Here is a 12,114-nt window from a genome sequence, read left to right on the forward strand (position 1 = left end):
GCAGGCTATATGTAATTCAAAAAAAATAAGTCTGTTGATTTTCCTCATTTCAATTTAACAGCTACTAAAGTACTTTTAACATAAATATTTATTGTTTAATTTAAAATTATTATATTATGAAAACCGATGCGCAAATTAAAGAGGATGTCTTAGCAGAATTATTATGGCAACCAAACATTGACGAAACAAAAATTGGAGTTATTGTTGAAGATGGTGTTGTAACTCTTAGTGGTATTATAAATAGTTATACTAAAAAATTAGAAGCTGAAAAAGCCGCGAAAAATGTAAAAGGGGTAAAAGCAGTTGCTTTAGATATTGAAGTAAAACATGGCTCAGACTTCAAAAAAACAGATAAAGAAATTGCAAAAGCAGTTGTAAATGCTTTAACTTGGAACACATCAATACCTGAAGATAAAATTGCTATAAAAGTTGAAGATGGATGGATTTATTTATCAGGTGAACTTAAATGGTCTTATCAAAAAGATGCTGCTAAAAAGGCAGTTCAAAATTTACTTGGTGTAAAAGGCGTTGTTAACAGCATTCAAATAAAACAAGCTGTGCAACCTTCTCAAATAAAAGAAAAAATTACAAAAGCATTTGAACGCTCAGCTCAAGTTGATGCAGATAATGTATCCGTTTTAGTTGATGGACATACAGTTACTTTACGAGGTACAGTACATTCTGTAGCTGAAAAAGATGAAGCTCAAAAAGCAGCATTTCTTGCTCCTGGAGTATATTCTGTGAAAAATGAGCTTAAAGTTCAATATTATCCTGAGTATGCATAATTAAAAACCTTAATTGAGTATAGTACAATATTTTATGAGGCTGTCTAAGAAGTTATTAAATTCGTCATTCTGAACTTGATTCAGAATCTCATTATACTGATTATCAATCATTATAAAACCTGAGATAGATTCAGGGCTGACTGAAATTATACATTTTAGTCAGCCTCATTTTTTTAAATATTTATAAATAGCATTAAAAAATGAACATTATTTCTTGGAATGTAAATAGTTTAAATGCAATTGTAAAAAAAGATTTTTTTGAATCCATAAAGAAAATAAATCCTGATATTCTTTGTTTACAAGAAACAAAAACACAAGATAAAAAGGTTCAGGAAATTTTAATGTCTTTAAATAATTACTTCATCTATTCCAATTCTGCAGAAAAAAAAGGATATCCAGGCACAGCTTTACTTTGTAAAAAGAAACCTAATAAAATAAATGTTCTGGATGACGATAAAGAAGGAAGAATAATATGCGCTGAATATTCAGCCTTTTATTTGGTGAATGTATATGTTCCTAATTCTGGTCAACAATTGAAAAGACTGGAGTACAGAAAAATTTGGGATGCCGATTTTTTGAATTATTTAAAAACATTAGAAAAAACAAAACCAATTATTGTTTGTGGGGATTTTAATGTGGCTCACCAACCCATTGACTTAAAAAATAACAAAGTAAACTACAATAAAACAGCCGGTTACACTCAAATCGAAATTGATGGAATGCAGAATTTGTTGAATGCAGGATTTGTAGATTCTTTTAGATATCTTCATCCAACTAAAGTTGCTTATAGTTTTTGGAGTTATCGCTTTCATGCAAGAGTTAAAAATATTGGCTGGCGAATTGATTATTTTTTAGTCAGTAAATCTTTGGTTACCTACATAAAAGATGTTAAAATACTTTCAGATTATTATGGTTCAGATCATTGCCCAATAAGTCTTGAAATAGATTTATAAATAAATGAGACTTTAAACACTATAGGAAAAAATGTTGTTTGTGAGTTAACACTTCGCAAAATAAATCCCCTAGTTTTTAAGCCATTACCTTCCATATTTAAATGAATATTAGGTAATTACGGTCACATAAACGTGTAAACCACTTCCGCCTGTAGTTTTAGGATATCCTTTTTTAATGGTAGTGCATTATTTATAAGAAATCTACGCTCATTTATAATTTCAATTATATACTTGTTACTATAGTTTTTCTAGTCTTTCTTTTACTCTTACAATTACTTTTTGAACCTTTTCTTCTTCAACAAACAATGTGTCTGCTATTTCAGCTGTTGTTTGATCTCCAAACACAAATAACTCAATAATTCTTTTACTTATAGTTGGCAGCGTATAAAATGACGATCCAAACAAGGTTCTGCTTTTATCTGAAGATAACGATGCATTACTCAAGTTTAATTTCCCAGTTAATTCCATCTCTAATGGTTGATCTAAAATGAAATGAGCCGACTTAAAACTGTTTTGTTTATAAGAAATATCGTCAAGATCTTCATCAAATATATAATCTCCATCTGCCTCAACTGAATAATCTTCATTTAACAAATCCAATTCTTCTTTTAAAATAGCATCAATAGATATATCATTTGGGAATTTTTCTTCTTCTTCAGTTTTTTCATTTATTTTTTGAATGGTTTTTAATAAGAGTGTTTGCTTCAACTGTTTTTCATTCATATTAGATGAAAAAGTTTTAAAAACGTCCAAAAACACTTCGTCTAAAATATCATTTGTATTATAAAAGCCTTTATCAATAAGCGCTTCATTTTCAGCGAGTTTCAACTTTGAAGAAGCAAGTTTTTTCAAACTAGGAATAAATGTTGAAATTTTTTTATAAAACTCTTTAAAATTATTTTCTTGTTTATGTTTATTTAATTCTATGATTATCATGGCTAAAGAGATTAACTATTATTAAAAATTTGTTTTGTTTAAGTTTTCACTAACTTCTATAAAGTTATAACCATAATTAATACTTATAAATGATTAATATCAAACCAATGCAACAATTAAATAATAATTATTTTTATTCTTTTTTAGTAAAATAGTAAGGTTTTGATTTAATTCAACAATAAAAATTGAAATTTGATTCATAAATCAAAATTTAACTCATTATTACACACTTATAAATGATATAAATCATTTTACACCTTAGAAATCTATTTTAAATTTAATATAATGATAACTCATTGGAATGATATGACAACATCATTACAAATATTTAATACTATTAAAAAATTCTTTATAGAAATTGGTGAGCTATCTTATTTTGCTGGCCGTTTTTTTAAAGAAGTTTTTACAAAACCCTTTGAGTTTAAAGAACTTTTAAGGCAGTGTTACAATATGGGAAATCGCTCCTTATTATTGGTGAGCATCACTGGTTTTATTTTAGGATTGGTTTTTACATTACAATCCAGACCCACATTAATGGAGTTTGGTGCAGAATCTTGGATGCCTTCAATGGTAAGTATTTCAATTATCAGAGAAATTGGACCTGTTATAATTGCCTTAATATGCGCCGGTAAAATAAGCTCAGGGATTGGTGCAGAGTTAGGTTCTATGAGAGTTACTGAACAAATTGATGCGATGGAAGTTTCAGGTACAAATCCATTTAAATTTTTAGTAGTTACACGTATTATGGCTGCAACACTTATGATACCGCTACTTATTATTTATGGAGATGCTATTGCTTTATTTGGCTCTTCTCTTATTGAAAACTTAAAAGGAGATGTTTCTTTTCAATTGTATTTTAATAAGGTTTTTGATGCCATAAAATTTTCTGATATCATTCCTGCAACCATAAAATCTATTTTCTTTGGTTTTGCTATTGGTTTAGTGGGAAGCTTTAAAGGATACAATTGCACAAATGGTACTGTAGGTGTTGGTGAAGCTTCAAACTCTGCAGTAGTTTATACTTCCTTGTTATTATTTGTAATTGATTTTATAGCCGTATTTATATCTGATATTTTTTTTGAAATTTAGAAATGGAAAATAAAAAAAACATACTACCCATTTTAAAAATAAACAATCTAAAAAAAAGTTTTGGAGACAATCATGTGCTTAATGGCTTTTCTATAGAATTATTTGAAGGTGAAAATTTAGTGTTAATGGGTAAATCTGGGTCAGGTAAATCTGTAATGATAAAATGTTTAGTGGGCTTAATGCAACCAGATAGTGGTACCATTGAAATTATGGGTAAAGATATTACAACATTGTCACAAAAAGAATTCAATAATTTACGAACAGAAATTGGATTCCTTTTTCAAGGAAGTGCTTTATATGATTCTATGACCGTACGAGAAAATTTAGAATTTCCATTGCGCAAACAAAAAAGAGAACTTGAAACTATTGAAAAATTGGTACATAACGCTTTAATAAGTGTAGGACTTGTTGATGCAATAGATTTAATGCCTGAAGAACTTTCTGGAGGAATGAAAAGAAGAATTGCATTGGCAAGAGCTGTAATTCTTAAACCAAAAATTATTATTTATGACGAACCAACTACAGGTCTTGATCCTATAACAGCCAAAGAAATTATACAATTAATGAGGAATATTCAACAAACACATAAAACATCATCACTTATTATAACACACGATGTAGATTGTGCCAGGGTAATTTCTAATAGAATGATTTTGTTAATTGATGGCATTAATTATGCCGAAGGAACTTTTAATGAATTGTCTTCATCAACTGATAAAAAAATTCAAGCATTTTTTAAATCATAAAGTCATGAAAACGTCAAATACACAAAAATTTAATCTTGGTTTGTTTGTAATTTTAAGCACAATTCTATTAATTATTGCACTTTATTTTATTGGAAATAGGCAAAATATTTTTGGAAATACTTTTCGAATTAGTGCCGTATTTAATAATGCAAACGGCTTACAATTAGGAAATAATGTTCGTTATTCAGGTATTAATATTGGTACTGTAAAAAATATTATAATGATAAATGATAGTACTATATGTGTTGATATGGTTATAGAAAATAAAATTCTACAACACATTAAAAAAAATGCAGTTGCAGCTATTGGTTCTGATGGTTTGGTTGGAAGCATGGTAATTAATATTGCTCCTGGAAAAGATATCTCAGTCCCATTAATACCTGGTGACACCATTAAGTCATACAGTAAAATTTCAACAACTGATATGTTAGAAACGTTAAATACAACCAATGACAATGCTGCGCAATTAATTGCTGATTTTTTGAAGATCACTACAGATATTAAAAATGGAAAAGGGACATTGGGTATGTTAATTCGAGATCCTGAACTAGCTTCTAGTTTAAAACAAACGATGCTAAATTTAAAAACTACAAGTTTTGACGCTTCAATTACAATTAAAGAAATTAAAGAAATCATTTCAGCAATTAAATATGACGAAAGCGTTGCCTCTGTACTTTTAAGCGACTCTATTTCCGCTAATAAAATAAAATCAATCATATCTAATTTAGATAATTCAAGTAGTGGAATTGACTCCGTAATTAATAATTTAAACTACGTTGTTTTAAATATTAAAAATGGAGAAGGAACTTTAAATTATATGGTTAATGATACCATACTTGTAAAAGATATAGATGAAACAATTAAAAATATAAAAGAAGGAAGTATTCAATTAAACGAAAACTTAGAAGCTTTAAAACATAATTTTTTATTTAGAGGTTATTTCAAAAAAATAGAAAGACAAAAGGCTAAAGATGAAAAAAAGAAAAATTAGCTAAAACTATAATTGATATATATCATTTCAACCATTTTTGATTATTGGTAAATTGTATATACTAAATACTAAAGTGATGAAAAAGTTTAATTTCTTGCTAATTTTAATACTAAGTGTTCTATTTATAACACTCGAAAGTTGTGGTCCGGTAGTTTTTTCTTCAAGACTTGGAACGCCTCCTCCACCATGGTTTTATCCAAACAGAGTTGAAACTGTTCGATATATGTACTTTCCTGATTACTATTTTTACTATGATTTATCTCTAAGAAATTATATCTATTTAGACAATGGAGCATGGTTAACTGTTAATGTATTACCTGCCAGATTTAAAGGTTATGATTTGAAACGAAGTAGAAAAATTAGAATCAACGATTATTATGGCGATAATATTAGAAAGTATCACAGTGAAACTACCACAAAACGAAAAAACTTAAGCAGTAAGAGATATCATTAAACACCTAAATATTCATAAATTTAAGTGAACCACATTTTAATTGCCACTTTCATTAAGTGAATACTAATTTTTAAAAAAAGAATATGAAAATTGAGCATTTAGAAGAACGCATAAATGATTATAAAAAATCAATTGAAGTTGTTGTAGAGAAAAAAATTATTTGGAAAACAAAAACAAAAATTTTACTATTAAAAACTTTAAATACCATTGTTGAAAAATATAAAATTGGATGGCGCGTACAAGAACTTAGTTGGATAAATACCAATGAAGCTGTAAATATAACATTTGATTCTTTTCCGCCAGATTTAATTGAAAAAACCAATCAAATACCTACTTATCAGTTTATTCAGGGAGGCGCATTAATTTTCTCTCAATCTTATAGTGGAGATATCAACATTTTTATGTTATTTCCAATTCTAGACAATATTACCGATGCTTCAAATGATGATGGTTTAACAATTTACAAGCCAGAAAATATTGACGAAAAACTAATTATTGAAAAAGTAGATGAGTTTTTAAAAAAGATGATTCTATGGGAAGTACCCGTTATTAAAAATAAAGTTGGATTTTAATTTAAATAGTTGCTATTTTTAACTTTACTGCTTTACTTTTAAAGCATAAATATCTTGTAATATAGTTGTTTCTCCTTTTTCATTGGTTCTATTCAAATTATAAGTAATATCAATTTTTGTGCTAATTGGTGCATAGTAGTAAATAATCCAAGCATCTGCTTCACTTGTTCCAATACAGCCATTAGAATAGGGCTTATTTAGTGTATTCGGGTTTGTTGTTGGATGTATTAATTGTCCGTTTCTAATGCCATTAATTTCAGTTTCAATAAAAGGTATTTGAGGTAATTTAGTCACTTTATAATCGTCTCTTCTTGTTACATAATATTGATGGCCATTTACTGGGTTGTAATAATCAGGATTACGATTGTGATTTACTATTTTCCCATTTCCTGCAATGGTTTTTAAATCTGTAATTCTATTTCCCATTTTTAAATATTTTTTTTCATTTCTACCTACTCTTACCGGAAATTCATAAAGAAGTAATGAATCTTGGAAAATACGTAGCTTAAATTCAGGAATGTTAATAGCTATTCTAGTTTTATTCATTGAATTAAGAATACTTGAAGTTACCGTTGAATCAGGAATTAAAATGTTACAGCCTTTAGGTAATACAATCATTTCTTTTTGGTTGTAAACAAAAGAATCTTTTTTTATCATTCTATAATAATCTGTATTCGCTAATGTGTCAATTATCCAATGGTTAGCACGAACCAAAATATGTTCAGTCATTACATAATTAGCTTTTAAATTATGTTGATTAACAAGAGAATCAATATAGTTGAAATAATCTCTTACCTTAATGTTTTTTGAAACCCAAATAACATTTATAGAATCTTTAATAAAAATGCTTTTTTTGCTATTATCATATACTTCGTCATTTTTTTGCATATCAAACACTAAAAAAATAAATAAGACAAAAACAGCAAAACTTTTGAATAACAAGTTAAATCGTAACATCTTAAGATAAATTTAAAAACTATATTAATTTAAAGATTATAATCTATAAATGCTATGACCATTATCAGTAATAATTTTAATAACGTTGATTTCGCCAAGCTACTAATTTTTAATAAAATTATTTATGAAGCTCTAAAAGTGTAATTTCAGGGTGCATTCCTAACCTTCCTGGGAACCCAAGCCAGCCCAAACCTCTGGTTACATATAAATATTGTTTGTTATAATTATACAAGCCAGCCCAATGTTTATATTTATATTGAATAGGACTCCAATTTATATCTTTAAAATTAATACCGGCTTGCATTCCATGTGTATGCCCAGATAATGTTAAAGCAATAGCTGTTTTTTCAACTACTTCTTCTGTCCAATGAGATGGGTCATGTGATAGCAATATTTTAAAAGGAATATCAGCAACATTCTTCAACGTTTTTTTCAAATCACCATATTGCTTAAATGGGGGATTCCCCCAATTTTCAACTCCTAAAATAGCAATCTTGTCTTTTTTAATTTCAATAGTATCAGCTTCATTCAGCAACAATTTAAAATTAATTCTTTCATAGAAATACTTAATCAATTCAAAATTAGATTGCTTTGCTTTTAAAGGTTTCCATTTACTATAATCTCCATAATCATGATTTCCCAAAACAGCATATTTCCCTCTTTTAGCTTTTAATTTTTTTAAAACTCGTTGCCATCCCTTTAATTCCCACGCATGATTGTTAACTAAATCACCCGTAAAAAAAATAAAATCAGCTTCTAATTCATTGATTAATCGCACTGCTCTTTCTAAAATATGATAGCGAAAATTAAAACTACCTAAATGAAGATCGGATATATGTACAATTCTCAATCCATCAAATTTTTCTGGTAATTCCTCAAATTTAATTTTAATTCTATGTATTTTAAAACGATATAAGGTTCTAAAAATACCATACACAATTACAAAAAATGGAAGAAACCCTGAGAACAAACCAATAATGGGAATTATAATTAATGATTCCTTCACAGAAAACACATAATTTGCAAAATATAATATTGAAATAACCGTCACAAAAATTAATTTTGGAACAAAAGAAGAAACTGAAAGCCCATAAAAAGAAGATATGAGCCATTGTTTCCGATAAGTATTCATGCTATCTAACCTACTCTTTAATAAAATAATAGCTGTAATAAGTCCAATAGTAAAAAGCCAGAAAGCAATATAAATACTATTTCTTACAAATGATGATGTAATTAATTGAGTGACAGATAACAACCAATAAAAAGTAAAAATATCAACAACTAATATTGCCAAACATAAAAGAATAATTTTTAAAAACGAAAAGGGTCGCATAGTATAAATTTATTATTTTTCAGAAGCCAGTCTGCGCTTGTCTCTAAAAGCCCAATAAATACCTTTTACACCTGCAACCCATTTATCATACATAAAAATAAGTGTAATTTCTTCTATTGTTTCTAATAAACCCAACACAATCATTGTGTAAAACAACCAATAAATGGGATTAAAAAATAATAGCCAAAGTATAAATACACCTTGTATAATTGCCGATAATTTAGCTAAATAAGTATGAAAAGCAGTTGCTTTCCCATATTTTCTAAATGCAAGAACCATTTGAATACCATAAGGAATAAAAGCAATTAATATTAAAATATAATTCTCTTTCATGAAATCATATTCAAAAAATAATAATCCAATTAAACCAATTGCAAATGTAATTTGATCCCCAAAAGAATCTAATTGAGATCCTCTAGGGCTGGTAATTTTCAAAGATCTCGCCAAAAACCCATCAATCATATCCGTACAATAACTAACCAACAAAAACCAAGTGAAAATCTCTCGCTCGCCTAACCAAATTAAAATTAATAAAAATGGAGAAGCCGCGATTCTATAAAAAGAAAACCAATCCGCAATATTAAAATTTTTAAATGTTAACATCCAAAATATTGTATTTCATTAATGTTATTATCAACTTAACCCTCATTAAAATTACGAATCTCAATCAACTTTTGAAGTGATAAATATCAATTTACACAATCAAATTATCTATTTATTAACTGTTTTTAATCAATTTTTAACTATATTTATGTTGATATTGAATTTTGCCTCAACCATGAAATTAATTTTATGTCTTTTAGCAATCAACATATTTTCAACATACTTTTTGAAGCTATTCCTGAAGGGGCAATTATAGCAAATGACAAACAACATATAATTGCAGCAAATTCTTCTGCAGAAGAAATTTTTGGCTATAAAAAAGGAGAATTAATTAATCAACCTTTAAACATTCTTATTCCATCAAAATACCAACTCAATCATAAAACTCATTTTTCGAATTTTTTAAAAAATAAAACGATACGCAAAATAAATTATGACCTAAACTTCTATGGGATTACTAAAAGCAAAAAAGAATTCCCTTTAGAAATTGGCTTAAATCCGTTTGAAATTGATGAAAAATTATTTATAATCGCATTAATTATTGATGTCACTAAGCGTAAAGAAACAGACAAGAAAATTAAAAATATCAATATTAAACTAGAAAAAACAGTAAAAGAAAAAACAGCTGAATTAAAAAATAAAATTAAACAACTAACAGAAGTAAATATTAGTTTAAAAAGAGAAATAAAAAAAAGAATTGAAGGTGAAGCTGAAATTAAAAATGCCTTACAAAAAGAGCAAGAACTGAACAGTTTAAAAACAAAATTTTTATCATTAGTATCTCATGAGTTTAAAACACCTTTAAGCGGTATCTTAACATCCTCTATGTTGTTAGATAAATATAAATTAAGCAACCAGCAAGATAAAAGAGATAAACACATAGAAACAATTACACAAAAAGTACACTATCTTAATGATATTTTAAATAATTTCTTATCAATAGAAAGTATTGACGCTAGCAATGTTAATTATAAATTTACCACATTTAATTTAAGCAAAATTGTGAATGAGGTAGTGTATAATGCTAATATGCTTTTAAAAAGTGGACAAAAAATTAATATTTCATCAGATACTAATGATTATGTATTATACCAAGATGAGAAAATTCTAGAACTTATTCTATCCTATTTATTATACAATTCCATAAAATATTCATTAGAAAATACCACTATTGATTTAGATATTTATCAAGATACCGAAAGCACTATTTTTAAGTTTATTGATGAAGGTATTGGAATACCTGAAAAGGACCAAAAATTTATATTTAACCGTTACTTTAGAGCTGAAAATGTATTACATATTCAAGGAACAGGTATTGGTTTAAATATTGTAAAATCCCATTTAGAAAATTTAGGAGGCTCAATATCTTTTGAAAGCAAAGAAAATAAAGGGTCTATTTTTATTGTTAAATTACCTTTAATTAGAACATTATGAAAAAGATTTTACTTATTGAAGACGACCTTTTTGTTAGAGAAAATACAGCAGAACTTTTAGAGTTGGCAAACTATACCGTAATTACTGCTTCAAATGGTAAAATTGGCGTTGCTGAAGCCAAAAAACATTTACCTGATATTATTATTTGCGATATTATGATGCCTGAATTAAATGGTTATGGAGTGCTTCAAATTCTTTCTAAAGAAGAAGACACGAAACATATTCCATTTATTTTTATATCTGCAAAAATCAGCCGTGAAGACATTAGAAAAGGAATGAATTTAGGCGCTGATGATTATATTACAAAACCTTTTGACGAATCTGAGTTATTTAGCGCTATTGAAAGTAGATTGGCAAAAGTTGCTATTCTTAAAGATTCTACAATAAAAGAAAATACCACTACTAAAACAACTATTGTAGATCAACTAAAAACATTAGACCATCTTAAAAATTATTTTATTGAAACTGTTGAAGAGTATTCATTTAATCCTGGAGAAATTATCTATCACGAAGGTGGAAACTCAAATTTTGTTTATTTAATTCATTCTGGCGTTGTAAAAACATATAAAAGCGATTTACAAGGCAAAGAACTGATTACAGCATTACATAAAGAAGATGATTTTTTTGGCATCACATCATTTTCACATAATATTCCTTATCAAGAAACAGCTACCGCAATTGAAAATACAAAGATTTTACGACTCGCAAAAAAAGAATTAAAAAATATTTTACTAAATAACCACGAAGTAACCCTCCAATTAATAGACCATCTTTCAGATAGTGTAACAGAAATAAAAGAAAATTTAATTGAAATGGCATATAGTTCTGTACGAAAAAAAACAGCAAATACCATTTTACAATTTACTGAAAAAATTAGCTCTATACAAGGCGAAAGTATTCATATATCAAGAAGCGATCTTGCAAGTATTGCCGGTATTGCAACTGAAACTTTTATAAGAACCATTTCCGATTTTAAAAGAGAAGGTATTATTGATTTAGAAGGTAGAAATATTAAAATATTAAATATGGATAAATTGAAAAAAGTTAATTAATTTAAATTCACAAGAGGCATTCAATTGATATATATCATTTTAAACTATAATTATACCTCTTAATTTTGAGTATAATCCTAATTTAATTAGTCCAATGAAAAATATATTACTTCCTACAGACTTTTCAGAAAATTCTTGGAATGCCATAAAATACGCTTTAGAACTTTACAAAAAAACAGCTTGTAATTTTTATTTATTACACGTTACCT

At 27.4% G+C, this 12,114-nt stretch carries 14 protein-coding genes; 10 read left to right on the plus strand and 4 right to left on the minus strand.

What is annotated here, in order from left to right; translation table 11 throughout:
• Positions 1-116 precede the first annotated feature (116 nt).
• Both Q0352_RS12730 and Q0352_RS12735 read left to right on the plus strand, forming a co-directional pair.
• Positions 117-785: a BON domain-containing protein gene (locus Q0352_RS12730; protein WP_299528035.1), complete on the plus strand. Its 669-nt coding sequence runs from the start codon at positions 117-119 to the stop codon at positions 783-785.
• A 200-nt stretch (positions 786-985) separates the two neighbouring features.
• A complete protein-coding gene (locus tag Q0352_RS12735; protein WP_299528036.1) occupies positions 986-1,738 on the plus strand; it encodes an exodeoxyribonuclease III in 753 nt (250 codons plus the stop codon).
• 237 nt (positions 1,739-1,975) lie between these two features.
• Here Q0352_RS12735 and Q0352_RS12740 read toward each other — a convergent pair whose 3' ends face one another.
• On the minus strand, positions 1,976-2,674 hold the full coding sequence (locus Q0352_RS12740; protein ID WP_299528037.1) for a hypothetical protein: 699 nt from the start codon (positions 2,672-2,674) through the stop codon (positions 1,976-1,978).
• Between the two features lie 285 nt (positions 2,675-2,959).
• On the opposite strand from Q0352_RS12740, the gene Q0352_RS12745 reads away from it, so the two are divergent.
• From Q0352_RS12745 to Q0352_RS12765, 5 genes are all read left to right on the plus strand, one after another.
• The gene (locus Q0352_RS12745; protein WP_299528038.1) at positions 2,960-3,763 is read left to right on the plus strand and encodes an ABC transporter permease; all 804 of its coding nucleotides are present in this window, start codon (positions 2,960-2,962) and stop codon (positions 3,761-3,763) included.
• Between the two features lie 2 nt (positions 3,764-3,765).
• Positions 3,766-4,509 carry an ABC transporter ATP-binding protein gene (locus Q0352_RS12750; protein ID WP_299528040.1) on the plus strand — a complete coding sequence of 248 codons (744 nt, stop codon included), beginning with the start codon at positions 3,766-3,768 and terminating at the stop codon, positions 4,507-4,509.
• Between the two features lie 4 nt (positions 4,510-4,513).
• On the plus strand, positions 4,514-5,500 hold the full coding sequence (locus Q0352_RS12755) for an MlaD family protein (RefSeq protein ID WP_299528042.1): 987 nt from the start codon (positions 4,514-4,516) through the stop codon (positions 5,498-5,500).
• A gap of 76 nt (positions 5,501-5,576) precedes the next feature.
• The gene (locus Q0352_RS12760; protein ID WP_299528044.1) at positions 5,577-5,954 is read left to right on the plus strand and encodes a hypothetical protein; all 378 of its coding nucleotides are present in this window, start codon (positions 5,577-5,579) and stop codon (positions 5,952-5,954) included.
• Positions 5,955-6,037: 83 nt separating this feature from the next.
• A complete protein-coding gene (locus Q0352_RS12765; RefSeq protein WP_299528046.1) occupies positions 6,038-6,526 on the plus strand; it encodes a hypothetical protein in 489 nt (162 codons plus the stop codon).
• Positions 6,527-6,550: 24 nt separating this feature from the next.
• Here Q0352_RS12765 and Q0352_RS12770 read toward each other — a convergent pair whose 3' ends face one another.
• The 3 genes from Q0352_RS12770 to Q0352_RS12780 form a co-directional block, all read right to left on the minus strand.
• Positions 6,551-7,483, minus strand: a complete 933-nt coding sequence (locus Q0352_RS12770; RefSeq protein ID WP_299528048.1) for a L,D-transpeptidase — start codon at positions 7,481-7,483, stop codon at positions 6,551-6,553.
• Between the two features lie 118 nt (positions 7,484-7,601).
• Entirely contained in the window at positions 7,602-8,777 is a 1,176-nt protein-coding gene (locus Q0352_RS12775) for a metallophosphoesterase (RefSeq protein ID WP_299528049.1), read from the minus strand.
• Between the two features lie 51 nt (positions 8,778-8,828).
• Positions 8,829-9,419, minus strand: coding sequence for a CDP-alcohol phosphatidyltransferase family protein (locus Q0352_RS12780; RefSeq protein WP_299528051.1), 591 nt, complete (start codon positions 9,417-9,419; stop codon positions 8,829-8,831).
• A gap of 189 nt (positions 9,420-9,608) precedes the next feature.
• On the opposite strand from Q0352_RS12780, the gene Q0352_RS12785 reads away from it, so the two are divergent.
• The 3 genes from Q0352_RS12785 to Q0352_RS12795 all read left to right on the plus strand — a co-directional run.
• Entirely contained in the window at positions 9,609-10,853 is a 1,245-nt protein-coding gene (locus tag Q0352_RS12785) for an ATP-binding protein (RefSeq protein ID WP_299528053.1), read from the plus strand.
• On the plus strand, positions 10,850-11,905 hold the full coding sequence (locus Q0352_RS12790) for a response regulator (protein ID WP_299528055.1): 1,056 nt from the start codon (positions 10,850-10,852) through the stop codon (positions 11,903-11,905). The genes Q0352_RS12785 and Q0352_RS12790 overlap by 4 nt, the downstream gene beginning before the upstream one ends.
• Positions 11,906-11,999: 94 nt before the next feature.
• A partial coding sequence (locus Q0352_RS12795; RefSeq protein ID WP_299528057.1) for a universal stress protein occupies positions 12,000-12,114 on the plus strand: 115 nt, incomplete at its 3' end.

The sequence above is a fragment of the uncultured Lutibacter sp. genome (genome assembly GCF_937891065.1).
Taxonomy (GTDB): domain Bacteria; phylum Bacteroidota; class Bacteroidia; order Flavobacteriales; family Flavobacteriaceae; genus Lutibacter.

Bases quoted from the DNA above. Each gene is read 5' to 3' on its own strand.
- Q0352_RS12730 (WP_299528035.1), top strand. From the start codon at position 117: ATGAAAACCGATGCGCAAATTAAAGAGGATGTCTTAGCAGAATTATTA.
- Q0352_RS12735 (WP_299528036.1), top strand. From the start codon at position 986: ATGAACATTATTTCTTGGAATGTAAATAGTTTAAATGCAATTGTAAAA.
- Q0352_RS12740 (WP_299528037.1), bottom strand. From the start codon at position 2,674: ATGATAATCATAGAATTAAATAAACATAAACAAGAAAATAATTTTAAA.
- Q0352_RS12745 (WP_299528038.1), top strand. From the start codon at position 2,960: ATGATAACTCATTGGAATGATATGACAACATCATTACAAATATTTAAT.
- Q0352_RS12750 (WP_299528040.1), top strand. From the start codon at position 3,766: ATGGAAAATAAAAAAAACATACTACCCATTTTAAAAATAAACAATCTA.
- Q0352_RS12755 (WP_299528042.1), top strand. From the start codon at position 4,514: ATGAAAACGTCAAATACACAAAAATTTAATCTTGGTTTGTTTGTAATT.
- Q0352_RS12760 (WP_299528044.1), top strand. From the start codon at position 5,577: ATGAAAAAGTTTAATTTCTTGCTAATTTTAATACTAAGTGTTCTATTT.
- Q0352_RS12765 (WP_299528046.1), top strand. From the start codon at position 6,038: ATGAAAATTGAGCATTTAGAAGAACGCATAAATGATTATAAAAAATCA.
- Q0352_RS12770 (WP_299528048.1), bottom strand. From the start codon at position 7,483: ATGTTACGATTTAACTTGTTATTCAAAAGTTTTGCTGTTTTTGTCTTA.
- Q0352_RS12780 (WP_299528051.1), bottom strand. From the start codon at position 9,419: ATGTTAACATTTAAAAATTTTAATATTGCGGATTGGTTTTCTTTTTAT.
- Q0352_RS12785 (WP_299528053.1), top strand. From the start codon at position 9,609: ATGTCTTTTAGCAATCAACATATTTTCAACATACTTTTTGAAGCTATT.
- Q0352_RS12790 (WP_299528055.1), top strand. From the start codon at position 10,850: ATGAAAAAGATTTTACTTATTGAAGACGACCTTTTTGTTAGAGAAAAT.